This is a genomic window from Anaerobutyricum soehngenii, from assembly GCF_009697165.1.
In the GTDB taxonomy this organism is placed as follows: domain Bacteria; phylum Bacillota; class Clostridia; order Lachnospirales; family Lachnospiraceae; genus Anaerobutyricum; species Anaerobutyricum soehngenii.
Window position 1 is genome coordinate 26,011 of sequence record NZ_VULP01000003.1, and the last position, 19,986, is coordinate 45,996.

General features: G+C 36.5%; 14 protein-coding genes and 1 other RNA gene. 13 read left to right on the forward strand and 2 right to left on the reverse strand.

Annotated features, from left to right (window positions below):
- The first annotated feature begins 424 nt into the window (after positions 1–424).
- Genes cas9 through csn2 form a run of 4 tightly spaced genes read left to right on the forward strand, consistent with a single transcriptional unit; the run spans position 425 to position 6,340 of the window.
- Entirely contained in the window at positions 425–4,480 is a 4,056-nt protein-coding gene (cas9, locus tag FYJ25_RS02480) for a type II CRISPR RNA-guided endonuclease Cas9 (protein ID WP_154580453.1), read from the forward strand.
- Entirely contained in the window at positions 4,477–5,352 is an 876-nt protein-coding gene (gene cas1 / locus FYJ25_RS02485; protein ID WP_154580454.1) for a type II CRISPR-associated endonuclease Cas1, read from the forward strand. The genes cas9 and cas1 overlap by 4 nt, the downstream gene beginning before the upstream one ends.
- Complete coding sequence (gene cas2, locus FYJ25_RS02490; RefSeq protein ID WP_243145662.1) at positions 5,349–5,669, forward strand: CRISPR-associated endonuclease Cas2; 321 nt, start codon at positions 5,349–5,351, stop codon at positions 5,667–5,669. The genes cas1 and cas2 overlap by 4 nt, the downstream gene beginning before the upstream one ends.
- Positions 5,666–6,340, forward strand: coding sequence for a type II-A CRISPR-associated protein Csn2 (csn2, locus tag FYJ25_RS02495; RefSeq protein ID WP_154580455.1), 675 nt, complete (start codon positions 5,666–5,668; stop codon positions 6,338–6,340). Before cas2 ends, csn2 begins: the two co-directional genes overlap by 4 nt.
- Positions 6,341–7,494: 1,154 nt before the next feature.
- On the opposite strand, the gene FYJ25_RS02500 is transcribed toward csn2, so the two are convergent.
- On the reverse strand, positions 7,495–8,220 hold the full coding sequence (locus FYJ25_RS02500; RefSeq protein ID WP_021906592.1) for a S1 RNA-binding domain-containing protein: 726 nt from the start codon (positions 8,218–8,220) through the stop codon (positions 7,495–7,497).
- Positions 8,221–8,586: 366 nt separating this feature from the next.
- Here FYJ25_RS02500 and FYJ25_RS02505 point away from each other — a divergent pair, with 366 nt between their 5' ends.
- From FYJ25_RS02505 to metA, 4 genes are all read left to right on the forward strand, one after another.
- Entirely contained in the window at positions 8,587–8,979 is a 393-nt protein-coding gene (locus FYJ25_RS02505; RefSeq protein ID WP_096240918.1) for a thioesterase family protein, read from the forward strand.
- Complete coding sequence (locus FYJ25_RS02510) at positions 8,979–9,755, forward strand: pseudouridine synthase (RefSeq protein WP_096240917.1); 777 nt, start codon at positions 8,979–8,981, stop codon at positions 9,753–9,755. The genes FYJ25_RS02505 and FYJ25_RS02510 overlap by 1 nt, the downstream gene beginning before the upstream one ends.
- Complete coding sequence (ligA, locus tag FYJ25_RS02515; protein ID WP_154580456.1) at positions 9,748–11,715, forward strand: NAD-dependent DNA ligase LigA; 1,968 nt, start codon at positions 9,748–9,750, stop codon at positions 11,713–11,715. Before FYJ25_RS02510 ends, ligA begins: the two co-directional genes overlap by 8 nt.
- Before the next feature lie 100 nt (positions 11,716–11,815).
- Positions 11,816–12,745, forward strand: a complete 930-nt coding sequence (metA, locus tag FYJ25_RS02520) for a homoserine O-acetyltransferase MetA (RefSeq protein WP_096240916.1) — start codon at positions 11,816–11,818, stop codon at positions 12,743–12,745.
- Between the two features lie 521 nt (positions 12,746–13,266).
- Here metA and rnpB read toward each other — a convergent pair.
- An RNA gene (gene rnpB / locus FYJ25_RS02525) (RNase P RNA component class A) lies at positions 13,267–13,616 on the reverse strand.
- Positions 13,617–13,781: 165 nt separating this feature from the next.
- Between rnpB and FYJ25_RS02530 the strand changes: the two genes are divergently transcribed.
- From FYJ25_RS02530 to FYJ25_RS02550, 5 genes are read left to right on the forward strand one after another with little or no spacing between them, the layout of a single operon-like run.
- Positions 13,782–14,492, forward strand: coding sequence for a response regulator transcription factor (locus tag FYJ25_RS02530; RefSeq protein ID WP_021906420.1), 711 nt, complete (start codon positions 13,782–13,784; stop codon positions 14,490–14,492).
- Between the two features lie 37 nt (positions 14,493–14,529).
- Positions 14,530–15,642, forward strand: a complete 1,113-nt coding sequence (locus tag FYJ25_RS14350) for a sensor histidine kinase (protein ID WP_167513760.1) — start codon at positions 14,530–14,532, stop codon at positions 15,640–15,642.
- Between the two features lie 24 nt (positions 15,643–15,666).
- Complete coding sequence (locus FYJ25_RS02540) at positions 15,667–18,093, forward strand: DUF8725 domain-containing protein (protein ID WP_154580457.1); 2,427 nt, start codon at positions 15,667–15,669, stop codon at positions 18,091–18,093.
- A gap of 13 nt (positions 18,094–18,106) precedes the next feature.
- Positions 18,107–19,012: an ATP-binding cassette domain-containing protein gene (locus FYJ25_RS02545; protein ID WP_154580458.1), complete on the forward strand. Its 906-nt coding sequence runs from the start codon at positions 18,107–18,109 to the stop codon at positions 19,010–19,012.
- A 6-nt stretch (positions 19,013–19,018) separates the two neighbouring features.
- The gene (locus FYJ25_RS02550) at positions 19,019–19,894 is read left to right on the forward strand and encodes a hypothetical protein (protein ID WP_154580459.1); all 876 of its coding nucleotides are present in this window, start codon (positions 19,019–19,021) and stop codon (positions 19,892–19,894) included.
- Positions 19,895–19,986: the final 92 nt, after the last annotated feature.

Below are 19,986 nucleotides of genomic sequence, written 5' to 3' on the forward strand. Positions count from 1 at the left end.
ACAAGAAAGTTTTAGTGCAGAAGACGGTTTCCAACTGCAGATTTGCACAGTTAGAAAAAAGAAAATATCCCCTATCCCAGATGCGGCTTGGGAGCGTGTTTAAGATGCGGATGAGCATCTTAAATACAGCGACTACAGAGCAGATGGGATAGGGGATATTTTCTTTTTTCGTCTATACTAAATTTACAAATTAGGATTTAATTTTTAATATTGGTAAATATAAGATGTATGGTATAATAAAGTGAAATGTATAAAAATAAAAAAACTCGCCTAAGCGAGTTTAGTCCACAACCGCGTGGAACCCCGAAGGGTGATTACGAAAATTCGTTATTTGAACATGTAGTGTATCTCATATGGTAATCTATTGAGATATATTTATTATAGGGGGAGTAAAGTCTTTTGTCAAGAAGGGAGAAAGGTACAAATGAGTAAAAAATATTATTTAGGATTGGATATTGGAACGAATTCTGTAGGATGGGCTGTGACAGATGAAAATTATAATCTTTGTAAATATGCTGGTAAGCGGATGTGGGGAATTCGTTTATTTGAAGGTGGAGAAACAGCAGAGCAGCGAAGAATAAGTCGTTCGAATCGTCGTAGGCTTTCCAGAAAGAAACAGAGAATTGATTTATTACAGGAGTTATTTGCAGAAGAAATTGCAAAAATAGACCCTACATTTTTTATTCGATTAAATGAAAGTAGATTACATTTAGAAGACAAGTCTACAGGAGAGAAATTTCCGTTATTTACAGATAAAGATTATACAGATATTCAATATTATAAGGAGTATCCAACGATGTATCATTTAAGAAAGGAATTAATAGAAAATCCAAAAGCACATGATATACGCCTGGTGTATTTGGCATGTCATCACATATTGAAAAATAGAGGGCATTTTTTAATTAATGGAAGTTTTAGTGATGTGAAAAAATTATCATCTGTTTGTGAAAGTATGTTAAATTCATTTAATGGGATTTCTAAATATCAGATTGAAATAAATGATATAGAGAGATTAGAAGAAATTTTGAGCGATAGGAAAAAACAAAAATCTGTGAAAGCGAAAGAACTTATTCAAATATTTGAATGTGGACCATGTGAAGATAAAACGGATGAGAAAACTTGTAAAGCGATCGTTTCTAATTTGTGTAAATGGTTGACTGGATTAAAAGGAAATATAAATAGTATTTTTGATATGCAATTTGAAGAAATAGATACAAGTAGTTTTTCATTTACAGAGCCTAAATATGAAGATACAATTAGTGCAGCTTTGGAAGAAAAATATCCAGATTATGCAGATGTGATACAAAAGATAAAGGCGGTGTATGATTGGAGTGTCTTAGTTGAGATTATGGCAGGAGAGGATTATCTGTCCTTTGCAAAAGTTAATGCATATAACAAACACAAGGAAAATTTATGTATTTTAAAAGAAGTTATTAGAAAATACTGCGACTCCGAAATGTATCATAAATTTTTTAATGGCTTCGATGAAAAGAATGGTTATGGAAATTACATTGGCTCTATTTATAAAAATGGACATAGCTATGCGATGAAAAAATGTAGTACAGAAGATTTTTATAAGACATTAGGAAAAATTCTGGATAAAATACAGCCAGAGAAAGAAGACGAGAATGTATTAGAAGAATTAAAAGTTGAAGTGAAAAATCAAACCTTGTTACCATTGGCGAGAACAACGGCTAATGGAACGATTCCAAATCAGATACATATTCAGGAATTGAAAGCAATTTTAGATAATGCTAAGAAGTATTTACCATTTTTGAATGAAAAAGATGAGTATGGGACAGTAGCAGAGAAAATTATAAGTATTGCAAAATTTAGAATCCCATATTATGTAGGACCTCTTAGTACACGTCATAAAGAACAGGGAGCTAATTCATGGATTGTTCGTAAGCAAGAGGGAAGGATTTATCCATGGAACTTTGAAGAAATGGTAGATTTGGAGCAGTCCAATAAAGAATTTATTCAGCGTATGACAAATAAATGTACCTATCTTATCGGAGAAGATGTTTTGCCGAAGAATTCGTTATTATATTCAAGATATATGGTATTAAATGAACTGAATAATTTAAGAATTCGCGGAAATAAGATTTCTGTAAAGTTAAAGCAAGAACTTTATAAAGAATTATTTTGTACAAAAGCAAAAGTTACTGGGAAAGGACTTTTTAATTATCTAAAGAAAGAGGATGAAGAGTTAGCGTTAGAAGATATTAGCGGTTTTGATATAGATTTCAAATCTTCATTAACTTCATATTTGGATTTCAAAAAACAAATTTTAGGAGAAAAGATAGAGAAAGATAAATATAAAGATATCGTAGAAAATATTATCAAGTGGAAAACGATTTATGACGATGATTCCAAAATGATGAAAAAAATGATAGAGCGGGAATATCCAAATGTATTTAGTAAGGATCAGATAAAGAAAATCTGTCGTTTTAAATATAGTGGATGGGGAAATTTTTCTCTTAGTTTCTTGAATGGGATTCGTGGAGCGGATAGGGAAACGGGAGAAAGCTTTACAATTATAGAAGCTTTATGGAAGACAAATTATAATCTTATGCAGCTTTTAAGCAAGCAGTTTACTTTTAGAGAAGAAATCGATTTAATTAATGCAGAAAAAGTAGGAAAAATCAATAAAGTTAGTTATGACAATACGGTAAAAGATTTGATTGTGTCTCCAGCTAATAAACGTGCGATATGGCAGACAGTTCAGATTACAGAAGAAATTAAAAAAGTCATGAAATGTGAGCCAGAAAGAATCTTTATTGAAATGGCACGAGGAGGAGAAAAAGAGAAAAAGCGAACAGTTTCCAGAAAGGCAAGATTATTAGAGTTGTATGCAGCTTGCAAAGATGATGTTCGGGACTGGACAAAAGAAATTGAAGACAGAGAGGAACGAGAGTTTAACAGTAAGAAACTTTATTTATATTATACGCAGATGGGACGTTGCATGTATTCTGGTGAAGAAATTGATATAGATGAATTGATGCAAAAAAACTCTAAATGGGACATTGACCATATTTATCCACAATCGAAAATTAAAGATGATAGCCTTGATAATATGGTTTTAGCGAAGAAGGTGATAAATAATAGTAAACAGAATAAATTATTGTCATCAGATATTCGCATAAAAATGAAAAAATATTGGAATGCGTTGTACAAAGGTAATTTCATATCTAAAAAGAAATACGACCGTTTAACCCGAACAGAAGATTTCACTAATGAAGAGTTGTCAGGATTTATTGAAAGACAAATAGTAGAAACAAGGCAATCATCAAAAGCGGTGGCAGAATTATTGAATCGTTTATATGAACATTCCGAAATTGTTTATGTAAAAGCAGGTTTAGTTTCAGATTTTCGACATGATAATAAATTGCTAAAATCTAGAAGGATTAATGATTATCATCATGCGAAAGATGCATTTTTAAATATCGTAGTTGGAAATGTTTACAATGCGAAATTCACATCAAATCCTAGAAAGTGGATTAAAGAAAATAGAGGTACGAATTACAGCATTCGAAGAGTATTTGATTATAATGTAAAACGTGGGAATACGGTCGTCTGGCAGGGAGTAGAAGATGGTGGGCACAGTATTGATGAAATCAGAAAGACAATGGCTCGAAATGATATTTTATATACAGAATATACTTATTGTGACAAAGGAGAACTCTTTAATGCAACGCTGATTAAGAAAGGAAATGATAAGGCAATCAATTTAAAGAAAGCCCTTGATTCAGTAAAATATGGTGGATATAACAGTCCGAAAACATCGGCATTTGCATTTATAGAGTTTGATGGTAAAAAGAAAGAACGGAAAAATCATATTGTAGAAATTCCTGTGTATATTGTTAATATAGCAAAAAGACAGCCAGATACAATTAAAGAATATTTAGAACAGAAAAAAGGATATAAAAATGTTGTTGTAAAGAAATATCCGATTAAAAAGAATGCATTGATAAAGATAGATGGATATTTGGCGAGGTTAAGGGGAGCGAATGAAACAGATATATTATTAAAAAATGCTGTACAATTAATTTTAAATGATAAATACTATGAAATAATAAGACGAGTAGAAAAATATTTAGAGTACAATGTACGGTATGAAGCAGAATCTATGTTTGAAGGTTTTGACCATGCAGATTTAAATAGTTTATATGACGAATTAACATCAAAATTAGGAACGAGTATATATAAAAAAAGACCGGCAAATCAGCTAAATGCTTTAGAAAAGGGGAAAGAAAAATTCAAGAACATACAAACATTAAGAGAAAAGGCTCAGATAATCAAAGAAATGCTTATAATGTACAGATGTGATGCAGCAACGGTAGCAAATCTTAAGGCAATTGGAGGATCAGCAAATGCTGGAAGCATGAAAATAAAAAAGAATACATTTACTTCCCGAAGCTTAGTGTTGGTAAATCAATCTATTACAGGCCTATTTGAAACAGAAGAGGAATTGGTATGAGTTGGAGAACGGTGGTTGTTACGGGTAATGCAAAGCTAGATTATAAGATGGATTATTTGGTAGTCCGAAAAGCAGAGGCAACCACACGCATATTTATAGGAGAAATTGGTCTGTTGATTATTGAGTCAACAGCCGTTTCTCTAACGACAATGTTGTTAAGCGAATTAGCAAAGCATAAAATAAAAGTGGTATTTTGTGATGAAAAACATAATCCGCAATCTGAATTAATATCATATTACGGCAGTCATGATACCAGTGCCAAAATAAGGACTCAGATACAATGGACACGAGAAGTAAAAGAAAACGTATGGACAGAAATTGTAGCTGAAAAGGTAAAGCAGCAAAGTGAACATTTGAAGAAATATGAATTGAAAGTTCCTGCAGATATGTTAAAACAATATATTGAAGAAATGGAATTGGGTGATAAAACAAACAGAGAGGGACATGCAGCAAAGGTTTATTTTAATGCTTTATTTGGAATGGACTTTTCTAGAAATAAGGATTGTGCGATAAACGCAGCATTAAATTACGGATATGGAATTTTATTATCCTGTTTTAACAGAGAAGTGATTGCAAATGGATATATTACCCAGTTGGGATTGTTTCATAACAATATGTTTAATCAATTTAATTTATCTTCTGATCTGATGGAACCGTTTCGTATTCTTGTTGACCGTATTGTAGTAAAGGATAAGCCAGAGAAATTTGATTCGGAAGAAAAAATGAATTTTATATATATGTTAGAAGACGAAGTAAAGATTGATGGAAAACATCAGTATATCAGTAACGCTATAAAAATATATTGTAAAAGTATTTTTGATGCATTAAATGAAAATGATGTTTCTTTAATTAAATTTTATGAAGTGATATGAGTTATAGATTTATGAGAGTGATTGTGTTTTTTGATTTGCCGACACTTACTTTAGAAGATAAAAAAGAATATCGGAATTTTAGAAAGTTTCTTTTAAAAAGAGGTTTTGCTATGATGCAGGAAAGTGTGTATAGCAAGTTGGCATTAAATACGACGGTAGCGAATGGTATTGTAGCAAGTGTAAAAGAACATAAACCGAAAGACGGACTTGTACAAATGCTTGTTATTACCGAAAAACAATATTCCAAAATGGAATATGTAGTTGGAGAAAAAGGCTCTACGATTATTGATTCAGACCAGAGGACGATTATATTATGATATTTGTTAGTCATCAAAATGGAATAGAAAGTAATTTGATAACAGGAAGAATAAATGCACTTATTTTAGAAGATTCGGAAGAATATACTTATTTAGTTGAAACTTTATGGAATCAAATTCATAAAATAGAGGAAAAATTACTTTTCTATGGAAAAGAAAATGAATTACTTGATATGAGTAAGCGATGTGATATTATTTTTTCTCCAAGAGATTTGAGTTTTCAAAATTCTAAAATCTCCAAAAAGTTATTTGCTTATCTTACAGAGCAAATACAAATGAGTGGATTAAATGATGAGATTATAAAAAATCATGCAGAATTATTACGACTTATGGACGAAGTAAAAAATATTTCGGAATATACTATTTGCATAGAGGAAGAATACAGTCTTTCTGATATTTTAAAAAATGGAGGAATAAAATTAGTAGATCCAGAGGGGAGTTTCTGTGAGAAGTTAATAGATTATGCCAAAATAAATTATGATTTCTTAAAAATTGATGTATTATTTCTGGTGGGATGCAAAGCTTATTTAAAGGAAAGTGATTATTATCATTTAGAAAAATGGACAGAATATCAGAGTATTACGATAGTGCTTATAGAAAAGGATGATAACAGATTGCCATTAGGCATAAATAAGTATATAATTGATAAAGATAAGTGTGTTATACACTAAGCCATATGGAAATATAACGTGCCTCGTAGTGGCATGACTTAAAAATTGAGGTTTGAGAGTAGTGTAAATTCATATGGTAGAAAAACTCCCATGAAATCACTCCTTTTTATTTATTTGTTTGAGAGTAGTGTAAATTCATATGGTAGAAAAACAAAATCACAAAGGAAGAACTGTTAGTGTCTGTTTGAGAGTAGTGTAAATTCATATGGTAGAAAAACCAGAGTCACCTGAACCAGATACGCCGGAAGGTTTGAGAGTAGTGTAAATTCATATGGTAGAAAAACCACAGCTTGACCTCAGTAATTTCGACACAAGTTTGAGAGTAGTGTAAATTCATAAATAAAATCCTTTCGTTTGCCATAGGCGGAAACCCACTACCTTTAGGTGGTGGGAGGAGCCTTGTTAACTGTTACCCAATATGCTACAATAGCCGTAGCAGTTCTTAAAGAGAAAACCGTTAGATGTGCTGCTCATTAAAGACACTCTTTTGTACATTGACAAGATATGAGGTTGCAATACGAAATTCGTGTATTGCGTAAAATCTTAACCGTAAAAGATTTTTTTACTGTATAGCATGGGAAGTTTAGTACCTGATACAGTTACAGATGAGCATGTCTTGTCTGTAAAGGGTGCTGTCAGCCACCCTATGATGTAACGCCACTTTAGATAGCAATATCTATCGGGGATTAAAGGTCGGAGGTGTAATCCGTTAGTACGACTGGGCAGTTACAAGCCCATGACCTTTAGGTCGTGGGTAGTTGACACTTTAACCAACTGAACCCATTGCTGTAAATGATAATCAGCAGCAACCGCTGTAGTAATAGAACTCATAGGAAATGCCTCCTAACCAGTCCTAAAAGTTGAGTACTGAACTTTTAAGACATTTAATAATCATAGGACTATTATAGCACTGGTTAGAGGTGGAATCCAGATACGTACTATTTACCACTTACATAAAATCTCCACAAGGAAGTTTCACTACAGAAGACGGTTCCCAACTGCAGATTTGCACAGTCAGAAAAAAGAAAATATCCCCTATCCCAGATGCGGCTTCGGAGCGTATTTAAGATGCGGACGAGCATCTTAAATACAGCGACTACAGAGCAGATGGGGTAGGGGATATTTTCTTTTTTCGTCTGTCTAATCAAGCAAGATTACAGCTTAAGTCCTGCCAGTAATGCCCCTAATCCTGTTGTTGCATCACCTTCGTCTTTATAGCTTACAGTTTCTTCTCCGTTTGTATCTTCTTCTTCAGGAGCAACTTCCTCTAAAGCTTTCATGCTGAGGCTGATCTTGCCATTCTCAACTTTTAATACTTTCACATTAACTTCCTGTCCAACTTTTAATACTTCTGCTGGAGACTCGATACGTTTCTGTGCAATCTGGGAAATGTGTACCAGGCCGGAAATATCATCGCCAAGGTCAATGAATGCACCATAAGGCATCAGAGATTCTACTTTACCGGTAAGAACAGCACCAGCTTCGATTGCGTTGATACGCTGTTCTTTTTCTGCACGCTTTTTGTCGTAAAGGACTTCTTTTACAGATAATACAAGACGGTTCTTCTCAGGATCGGCTGTGATAACCTTTGCTTCTACCGTTTTTCCGAGGTATGGGTTTGTATCTTCTACATAACCAATCTCAAGATGGGAAGCAGGGATGAATCCGCGGAGTCCATCTACATAAACGATAACTCCTTTATTCACGATACCGCCGATTTTTAAGGAGAGAACAGTGCCATCTTCTAAATACTGCTGAACTTTATCCCAGGCATTAAATCCAGTTTCTTCTTCAGGAGCCTCGCCTTCATTCTCTACAACGTTGAGAGTTTTCAGGGACTCATCAATTTCTTTTTCAAAATCTGCCATTGATTCACTCATGATAATATCCTCTTTTCTTAAAAATAAATTACTAATCAGTTAGTTTCTTAAAAAGTATTATAACATAAGTTTGAAGTCTTTGACAAAGAAAACAGAAAATAAAAATGGCAGCTATTTCTTCTGGAGCCAGCAAGCAGAAAATAAAAAAGGCAGCCTATAGCCAATGTAATGTGAGAGCAAGTAAAAATGCCGGTTAGGCATTTTCTACGCAGTGATATCTTTACATTGGCTATAGGCTGCCTTTTTTATTTTCGTCTATTTCCCCAATGAATAATAAAATAGTAATTTTAATGGAAAAAATTTCTCTTTTCTGGTATACTAATACAGCATTAGAAATAGAACAATGAAAATTTTGGAGGTTTTAAAATGGCTTTAGATACAGGAATGAAAATGATAAAAACGGAGAAAGTAACAGTAGAGAATGCGGCTAAGACATTAGGAAGCGGAAGTCTTTTAGTATACGGAACTCCTGCGATGTTATTATTAGTGGAAAAGACAGCAGTTGCTTTATTAGATGGCCATCTTGATGAGGGAATGACAACGGTTGGTACGAATTTAAATGTAGATCATGTTTCTGCCAGTCCGATTGGCTGTGAAGTAAGTTGTGAAGTGACACTTACAGAGATTGATAGAAAGAAGCTGACTTTTGTAGTGGAAGTGAAGGATCCTGCAGGTGTGATCGGTAAGGGAACGCATGAGAGATTCATTGTAGATGCAGAGAAGTTTCAGAATAAAGCGAATGGAAAGTTTGATAAGTAATGACGGATACAGGAAGAAAGAATCAGGATTTTAAAGAAAAGATTTCTACAGGGGAGCCGATGCGCCTGAATAAGTTTCTAAGTGATGCAGGTGTGTGTTCTAGAAGACAGGCAGACCGCTATGTGGAGCAGGGCCGTATTTTGATTGATGGAGAGCCGGCACAGTTAGGGCAGAAGGTTCATGCAGGACAGGAAGTTCGTGTCGATGGTAAGTGCATTTCGATAAGCCGTAAGCAGATCGTTCTGGCTGTGAATAAGCCAAAGGGAATTGTCTGTACTACGGAGAAGAGAGAAAGAGATAATATCGTTGATTTTTTGAAGTATCCGGAGAGAGTTTATCCGGTAGGAAGATTGGATAAGGATTCCGAAGGTCTTATTTTAATGACGAACGATGGGGAGTTAATGAATGAGATTTTAAAGGCGAGAAATTATCACGAGAAAGAATATGAAGTGACGATCAATCGTCCGGTGACGAATGCCTTTTTAAAGCAGATGAGTGAGGGAGTGGAGATTCTTGATACAGTTACCCGCCCATGTAAAGTAAAAAAGACAGGTGTGTATACATTTCGTATTATTCTTACACAGGGAATGAATCGCCAGATTCGTCGTATGTGTGAGGCATGTGGCTACAGAGTAAGAGAGTTAAAGCGTCTTCGTATTATGAATATTCATCTGGGAGATCTTCCGACAGGAAAGTATCGGGAAATTACTGGCGAGGAGCTTTCTAAGCTTGAAAAACTTGCTGGAAGAAAACCGGAAGGGGTTTATCATGGATAAGCAGGCAAGAATGAAAGAACTTGTAGAAGTATTGAATAAGGCTTCTAGAGCATACTATCAGGAAGACCGGGAAGTATTTTCCAATAAAGAATACGATGAATTATATGATGAACTGCAGGCGTTAGAGAAAGAGACTGGTATTGTTATGAGCCAGTCTCCGACACAGAATGTCGGCTATGAAGTACTTAGTGAACTCGAAAAAGAAACACATGAAAGTCCGATGCTGTCTTTAGATAAGACAAAGAGCCCGGAAGCATTACGAGACTGGTTAGGTGAAAGGGAAGGGCTTCTTTCCTGGAAAATGGATGGTCTTACGGTTGTGCTTACGTATCGTGACGGTATTTTGCAGAAGGCAGTAACGCGGGGGAATGGTGTTGTAGGTGAGGTTATCACGAATAATGCCAGAGTATTTAAAAATCTTCCGGCAAGGATTCCGTTTGCAGGTGAGGTCGTTCTTCGTGGTGAGGCAGTGATCAAGTATTCGGATTTCCGAAAGATCAATGAAGGAATTGAAGATGTTGATGCGCGTTACAAGAATCCACGTAATCTGTGCAGTGGTTCTGTAAGACAGCTGAATAATGAAGTGACAGCCAGAAGAAATGTATTTTTCTTTGCATTTGCGCTTGTAAAAGCAGAAGGAAGAGAGCTGGAGAATTCTGTTGAAAGCAATATGCTCTGGGTACAGGATCTCGGCTTTGAAATTGTACCGTATAAGAGAGTGACAAGAGAAAATATTATCGGAGAAGTTCAGCAGTTTTCAGAAAAAATCGTAGAAAATGATTTCCCTTCAGATGGACTGGTTCTTATTTATGATGATATTGCTTACGGGAATTCTCTTGGAAGAACGGCAAAGTTTCCTCGTAATGCTATTGCGTTTAAATGGGCAGATGAGGAGGCAGAGACAAAGCTTTTACACATTGAGTGGAGTCCGTCAAGAACAGGGCTTATTAACCCGATTGCTGTTTTTGAACCGGTGGAACTTGAGGGAACGACAGTCAGTCGCGCGAGCCTTCATAATATCAGCATTATGGAAGGACTGGAGCTTGGAGAGAATGATCATATCAAAGTTTATAAGGCAAATATGATCATTCCTCAGATCGCTGAGAATTTGACGAGAAGTGGAACATGCAGTCCGATTGCCCATTGTCCTGCCTGTGGTGGTGCGACAGAAGTGCGGATTGAGAATGATGTGAAGACGTTATACTGTGTGAATCCGTATTGTAGCGCAAAGAAAGTAAAGCTCTTTTCTCATTATGTGAGTCGTGATGCGATGGATATTGAAGGATTGTCAGAAGCAACATTGATGAAGATGATCGAGCAGGGATTTTTGTCTGAATTGAATGACCTGTACACTTTAGAACAATATAAAGAGCAGATTATTGCTATGGACGGATTTGGTGAGAAGTCGTATAATAATTTAATACAGTCTATTGAAAAGTCAAGAGAGACACAGTTATTCCGTTTTGTTTACGGAATCGGAATTCTTAACGTTGGAAGTTCAAATGCGAAGCTTTTATGCCGTCATTTTGGCAATTCGTTAGAGAATCTCCGAGGAGCATCCGTAGAAGAGATGACACAGATCGATGGAATCGGAGAAGTGATCGCAGCAAGTGTAAGAGATTACTTTGATAATATCCATAACCAGAAGCTCCTTGAAAAGCTGCTGCCATATTTGCATTTTGAAGTGGAGAATATATCAGCAGAAGGAGAATCGGCACAGAGCCTTTTAGATAAGACATTTGTTATTACCGGAACGGTAGAGCACTTCACAAACCGAAAGGAATTAAAAGAGAAGATCGAAAGCCTTGGAGGCAAAGTGACAGGTTCTGTTTCTAAAAAGACAGATTATCTTATCAATAACGATACGATGTCTTCTTCAAGTAAGAATAAGAAAGCGAAAGAACTTGGAATACCTGTGATTACAGAAGAAGAATTTCTTTCGATGATTGATAATAATTGACAAAGATTAAAAATGATGAAATAACAATAGAATGTTTTACAAAAAAGAGACTTAGCGGCAGTAGCGGGTTGAAACAATAATAGAAAAGAGATGAAAATATATGCCAATCAGAATAAATACTGATTTGCCGGCAAAAAAAATACTGGAACATGAAAATATTTTCGTAATGGATTATGAACGTTCTTTAAAACAGGATATCCGTCCATTAAAAATTATTATCATGAATCTGATGCCTACAAAGCAGGAAACAGAGCTTCAACTGTTACGGAGTCTTTCGAATACACCGTTACAGGTTGACATTACCTTTTTAAAAACAGAAACACATAATGCGCAGAATGAATCCAGAACCCATATGGAAACTTTTTATACGATTTTTCCTGAAATCAAACAGCAGTATTTTGATGGATTACTTATTACAGGAGCACCTGTAGAAACACTGGATTTTGAAGAAGTAGATTACTGGCCGGAGTTAGTGGAAATTATGGAGTGGTCTAAAACACATGTCACTTCAACCTTCCACATCTGCTGGGCAGCGCAGGCAGGTCTTTACTATCATTATGGTGTGCGTAAGGAACTGTTAGATGAAAAGATATTTGGAATTTTCGAACATCGTACAATTCACAGAAAGACTCCTCTTGTCCGGGGATTTGATGATGTATTTAATGCACCACATTCCAGACATTCCAGGATTGTCAGAGAAGATGTGGAGAAGAATCCGGAACTGACGATTCTGGCAGATTCCGAAGAAGCAGGTCCTTTTATTATCATAGCAAAAGAAGGACGACAGATTTTTGTAACCGGACATCCTGAATACGACGTTATGACACTTGACGGGGAGTATAAGAGAGATCTGGCAAAAGGAATGGATAATGTTCCGTTCCCAAAACGTTATTACAAGGATGATAAGCCGGAATTAGGACCGGTAAAGTCATGGAGATGCCATGCCAATACGTTGTATACGAACTGGCTTAACTACTATGTATACCAGATGACAACTTATGATCCATTAGAGATTCAGAATCTGAAATAGGGGATTTTGAAAGTTTTCGGGGGTCTGTTCGTTGGCAACCTGCAAAAAGAATTCTCGGAGGATTTCTATTTCAGATTTTAGGGGGGAGAAAAGGGGAGGGCTCCGAAGATTTCATTTCTCTCCCACAGGCTCTTTTATACAGCATTTTCTAAATAAATACCATCGTTTATTAAAGTAACAGAGCACAGAACAAAGTCTACGAGAAAAGAAGAGTATTTCATATAAAACTCCAAGTCGCACTCGTCTCTTTTTAATAACACTTAAAGTTTTGACATAAAAAATAGTGAAGCGCAGCACATAGCCTACAAAAGAAAAAGAATTTTTTATATAACAATGAATCTGACATTTGAAAAACATCTGCCGAAATATCTCTATCGGGGCGGACAGGTTTTTTGTCCGAATCCGAAGAGATATTTCGGCAGATGTTTTTCAACAGGCACGATTCATGTTATATAAAAAATTCTTTTTCGTTATACAGAACTAAAAGCTGCGCGCATCATAGTCTGTGAAATTTACTTGTTAAAAAGAGCCGGACGATAAGCCGGGTTATGTCGTGAATGATCATCTGTCTACTTCTGCTGTTGCCAGCAGCCTCTAGCGACCCACCTGAAAACAATCCGGGCCAGATTATCGTTTTACATTCGGTCTTGCTTCGGGTGAGGTTTACATGGCATTCTCTGTTACCAGAGAATCGGTGGGCTCTTACCCCGCCTTTCCACCCTTACTGGCATAAGCCAGCGGTATATCTCTGTTGCACTATCTTTGGAGTCACCTCCACCGGACGTTATCCGGCACCCTGCCCTGTGAAGCCCGGACTTTCCTCTTCCCAGACCTTTCGGTAACGAAGGGAAGCGATCATTTATCCGACTCTTACAAACAAATATAAGATGCAAAGCATCGCTCATCATTCTAGCAAATAAGGTGAAAAATGTCAAGGTAAGAAGTTTGTAAGGACTTTTAGAGTAGTTTTATGGTAAAATGTAACCATTCAATGTTATGCAGAATTTTAATAAAAACATAAAGGAAGGGCAAATGTATGGAAAAGAATGCTAGTATTCTCGTAGTAGATGATGATAAAGAGATTGCGGATCTCGTGGAGATTTATCTGGTGAATGATGGATATCAGGTATTAAAGGCATCGGATGGAGAACAGTGTTTAGAAACGCTGAAGCAGCATCCGGAGGTTCGTATGCTTATTCTTGATATTATGATGCCGGGAATTGACGGGTTAGAAGTGTGTCGTGAGATTAGAAAGACCAGTAATATTCCGATTCTTATTTTATCAGCTAAGGCGGAAGATATGGATAAGATTGTTGGCTTTGGTACGGGCGCAGATGATTACCTTACGAAGCCATTTCATCCGTTAGAGCTTCTTGCAAGAGTAAAGTCGCAGATGAAGCGCTATACGACAATACAGTTAGGAGAAGAGCAGGAAGCGGCTGGGAAGGATGAGATTGAGATTCAGGATCTTACGATTAACAAGGCAGCGCACGTAGTGAAAAAGAACGGAAAGGAAATTGCACTGACACCGATTGAATTCGATATTTTATATTTGTTAGCATCGAATCGAGACAGAGTATTCAGTACGGATGAGATTTTTGAAAAGGTATGGAACGAGAAAGTTTATGAAGTGAATAATACGGTAATGGTTCATATACGAAGATTGCGTGAGAAGATTGAAGATAATTCCAGAAGTCCGAAGATTTTAAAAACAGTATGGGGGGTAGGCTACAAAATTGAAGGTTAAGCGATTTAAAAGCTTTCGTTTTAAGATGATTATGTACATGTTTTTAAGTCTTCTTGCAACAATTGCAACGGAAGGCCTCATATTCATGGGAATCTATTTGTATGAGACGGAGATCATAGCTGGCGAATATAAGAAAGTGTGGGGAGCATCCGGGCAGGGAAAGATGAGTTTAGGAACATTTACGATGTCACAGTCTGTGGCGCTTGATGCCTGGGTGATCGTAATATTTACCATATTGCTTCTGGTTATTTATTTTATTTTGATATCGAATAAGTTCGTTATGTATGTCAGGGAGATCATCAGTGGCGTAGAGCGGATGAAGTCGGGAGATCTGATGGAAGAGATTCCTGTGCAGGGAGAGGATGAGTTCTCAGAAATCGCTGCTTCGATTAATGAGATGCGACAGAACCTGTATGAAACGATGGAATCCCAGAAAGCAGTAGAGAAGACGAAAGATGAACTGATTACCAATGTAGCACATGATCTTAGGACACCGCTTACATCGATACTTGGTTATCTTGATCTCCTTACACAAGGAGACTTTCTTACGGAAGAACAAAAGCAGAAGTATCTTGGAATCGTATCATCGAAAGCAAAGCAGTTAGAGACACTTGTAAAAGATTTATTTGATTATACAAGATACGATAAAAACAAAGTAAAGATAAAGAAAGAGATTCTTGATCTGAATCTCTTTGTTCCGCAGTTAGTAGATGAATTTTATCCAAGCTTTATGGACCATAAGTTAGAGTGTCGCACAGACTTTTATGAAGGGGCACTCAATATCGAGGGAAACGGCGAGCTTCTTGCAAGAGCGATCGGTAATCTGATTTCAAATGCGATTAAGTATGGAGTAGATGGAAAGCTTGTAGAAGTGCATACCGGTCTGAAAGATAAGATGGCATTTGTAGCGATCGTTAATTACGGAAAGATTATTCCGGCAGAAGATCTGGATAAGATTTTTGATAAGTTTTACAGAGTAGAGAATTCAAGATCCTTAAAAACAGGCGGAACCGGGCTTGGACTTGCGATAGCCAAAAACATTGTGAATCTTCATGAGGGAGAAATATGGGCAACAAGTGATGAATCCGGAACCAGATTTCAGATTGAGCTTCCGGTCGTGCAGGCGCATGCACCAAAAGCCGGAAAATAACAGAAAAGATACGAGGAATGAAGTATGATTAATGATTTATTCCGTACTTACAAAAAAATTATAATATTACTTCTTTTACTTCTGTGTTCCGTTGTTTTCTGGTTTTACGGATGTCGGCATCAGCAGCGGGGACAAAAGATAGTCGTAGAATGGGATAAGAAGACATTAGAAGGTACGAATGGATATTGTTACAAGTTTAAGACAGAGAACTGTACCGGAAGTGTTGTTTTTGGTGTGGCGGGATATGTTGCCAGAGATAAGGAAATGCCAGTCACATTAAAGATTCGTTCTACAGATAAGAGCTTTGCCGGCGTAATGAAAGTTACACTTCCGGGAGAGAACGGAAAAGGAATTGCCTATCAATCGGCGATCCGGTGCCAGCGCTCAGAAGAACAGACCATTACGTTGAATGTTCCGCAGCTTGGGAATCCATCGGTGATCTGTTTTGAAATCAAGGATTCCTTTGGGGTAACACAGTTGTCAGAGAATGTTTCTTTTTCTGATAAGAAGAATAAAGAAGAGGAAAGTAGCGGGCAGAGCGAAAGCCTGATCGGTGTGTTGAGTAGCCAGTCGAGACAGTTATCTTATTTAAACAGTATAGAAGTTGGAGAAGAGAGCGAAGAAGACATCAGGATGATTACCTTTTCAAGAAAAAGCTTTCCACAAAGTGTAGAAGCTTTTCAAGGGCTGGATGGAATCATCATTGATTCGTTTGATACCGGACAGTTATCTAAAGAACAGAAGCGCGCCCTTAGAAAGTGGGTTAAAAAGTCAGGAGGGAAGCTGCTCCTTACGGGAGGAAGCCAGCAGGAAGGCTCTAAAGATTCATTAGAAGGAATCGGAAAGAATTTTGGTATCGTACAGGAAGGAGTCGAAGTTTCTACTCTGCCTGATCTGGAAGGAGAAGAGAGTGGGCAGGAGCTTTCGATTCTTATGAGTACGTTGGAGTTTTCAAAAAAATACACCTGGAATTCCTATAAAAATCTTAATCCAGCGATTGCATATACAGCAGTGGTTGGGGCAGGAAGGGTATCGGTACTTCGTTTCAGTCTTAGTAACACTTCTTATTTGCAGTGGAGTGGAAGAGATAAGATGACTTCTACTGTAATGACACATTTTCTGGAAAAAGATAACGAAATGGAAAGCAGTGATACGAGTCTTTGGTATGTAAAGAAATCTTTGTATGCCTTTATGAAGTCACAGTTACCGAATACATTTTATTATGGCGTTTTCTTTATTTGTTATATTTTAATGCTTGTAATGATTGCCTATTATTATCTCAGAAAGATTAAAAAGAGAGAGTACATCTGGATTGTCGTTCCTGTTCTGGCAATATGCTTTACAGCAGGTATGCTTGTGCGCTCAAGAGGAATGACTGGGAACAATGACAGTGCTTTTTCTGCGTTAAGAGTAAGGGATAGTGAAAAGCAACAGGAAACCATTTACTTTCTTTATCAGACAAACGAGGGAGAAGAAGCAAGTGTGAATCTGCTTCCATCCGTTACTTCTGTAGTTCCGGTAGATTATAATTATCGGACGATTATTGGAAAGAATGTAAAAACTTCTGGCGAGGACGTTACGATAAACAATACAAAAAAAGGATTTGATATTGCTTTTGAAGAAAGTGTGCCGGGAAGTTCAAGAGTTTTAAAATTATCAGGAGATGTCGGTGAACATTCAGAAAAAGAAGTGTTTCGTCAGAATCTGACCGGAACATATACTGCATTTTCCGGAGATATTACAAATATTTCTGCAAATAATTTTTCCAGAGTTATTTTAATGAGGGACAATCAATATGTGATTCTTAAGAATATAAAGGCAGGGCAGCAGGTTTCAGTTTCTGAAAGTATGGTGAAGTGCTGGAATCGTTATGATGAAGAAAATACAGTTTTTGGAACAGATAATGAAAATACAGTAACAGGGAATCTGATGGAATATATTCAGCAGACCTATATGAATACAGAAAAGTCGCAAAATGAACTGCTCATCGTTGGTATAACGAATGAAAATGATTTCAAGCTCTTTTCAGATAAAAATGTTTTGAAGAATCATGTCACAATGATAGTTAACCATTTTCCTATAAAGGAGAAGAATACCAGCGAGAAGATTTTGAATATTAATATATCCTGTCTGGAACAAAAAGAAGAAGGTCTGGCGATTGAAGAAGATACGTTAGATGAAAAAAAGACAGAAGCGACGTACATCTTTGACCGAAAAGAGGAGATACAGGCGCTTGTGAGAAACAAGGATAATTTCACCGGCAAGATTTATGCCTATAATTACCGTACAAAAAAGAAAGACAGGATTTTTACCTCGGCAGGTGAGTGCCTGTATGAGGAGGCTCTTAAACCGTATTTATCAGATTCCGGTGAAATGATGATTACGTATCAGTTAAAAGAGAGCAATGAGTATACGACTGCACCGGTGATTTCGTTAATTTATAAAGAATAACAGGGGGAAAAGAATGCTGGATTTTCAAAATATTTCTATTTACAGAAAAGGGGAAAAAGTATTAGATCATTTCAATCTCAAGGCCCCGGATGGAGTAATACTGGCATTGCTTGGAGAGGATAAAGAAGCGAAATCCATGCTTCTAAAGGCGGCTTCCGGTGGAGAAAAGCCGGAAGAAGGACAGATTTATATGGATGGCATCTCTATTTATGAAGAAGGCAGGAATGCTTACTGTAATTTTGGATATATGTCAAAAGAATATGGCTTTTATAATCTTCTGAAGGTGGAAGAGTATTATGAGTTGTTTTTGTCCTTGTATAAAGTAGGAGGACGTTACCGGAGCAGGCGGATCGAAGAAGTTCTTGAGATGCTTGAGATGACCCAGTATAAAAAAACATTTATCGGAGAACTTCCAATAGATACTTTTCCATTTTTATATCTTGGAAAGGCAATCTTGCAGGAACCGGAATGGCTCTTAATGGATGACCCTTTTGACAATATGAGTGTTACAGCAAGAAAAAAGATGATAGGAATTTTGCTGAGTCTGCATGAAAAAGGAACATCCATGATAATCAACACATCCATGTATTCCGAAATGATGGGTTTTATTACAGATGTTGTTGTAATAGAAGAAGGAAAGAATCTGACCTTTGGACCAGTAGAAGAAGTATACGCAGAAGCATTATGTAAAAGTCCAGTGCGGATGCATATTTTAGCCCAGATGGAAAAAGCACTGGAAGTATTAAAAGAAAATCATCTGGTTGACAGGGTGACGGTTGACGGAGATGATGTCATTTTCCGGTTTAACGGCGGAGAGAAAGAAGAAGCAGAGCTTCTGACTGATTTAGTTGCATCCGGTGCATTAATTCACAATTACATGCGGGATCTGGCTAATATAGAAGAAATTTTCCGGAGGTAAGAGCTTATGCTAAATCCCTTTTTAAAAGTAGAATGGTTAAAAGAAGGAAGAAATGTCCGTCTTCCGATGATCATTATTTTTTATAATGCAATTCTTGCATTTATCACAATTTTATTTATGTTTTTTAATGCAGAATCTTTACAGGAAGGCTATTCCTATAATACTTCTTCTTATCTGTATCAGTTTTTGATCATAAGCACTTTTCAGATTGGTATGATTTTTGTTTTGATGCCGTTTTCTGTGTGGGGATTCTATGCGACAGATAGAGAAAAGCATATGTTAGAAGAATTCGCTATGATACTAGGTTCTTCCAAACAATTTGTAATCGCAAGAGTTTCTGTAATTATTGCCATATATATGATGCTCTTTGTATCAAGCCTTCCGATTATTTCTCTGTCCTGCATCTACAGTGGCTTACCATGGCGAAAAATCCTACGCCTTGGAATCATGATGCTGATCTGTACTTTTTGGAGTGCATCAATCTCTGTTTTTTCATTCAGTTACTGCAAGAAAGGAATCTGGGCATTTGCACAGAATACAGCAATCGAAGCAATGTTTGTTTTGGGAACAGTTTTAGCAACGGAAATAATACGGTCGTTTTCGATTTCAGTAACAGGAGCAGAAAGTCTTGCACCGATCGCTATTAATTTATGTATGCTTTTTAGTTTGTTGAATCCTCTGGCAGCATATATGGGGTATTATGGAAACATTACAGGAGACAGCGGACTGATGAATCTTTACTGTGGAAGAATCGGAATAGACAGTTCTACACAGACATTTTCTTTTTTATTTTATAAGGCAGCAAGTATCGTGTGTATTCTTATGGGAATTGCCTTCATTGCTCTGGCAGTATGGCAGATGGAAAAGCAGGCAAAAGAATAAAAGGCGTAAAAATAAAAACATAAAGAATAAAAAATAAATGATAAAAAGGAATAAAAACAGGCAGAAATTGTTCGAAAATTTTGTTGAAAAAA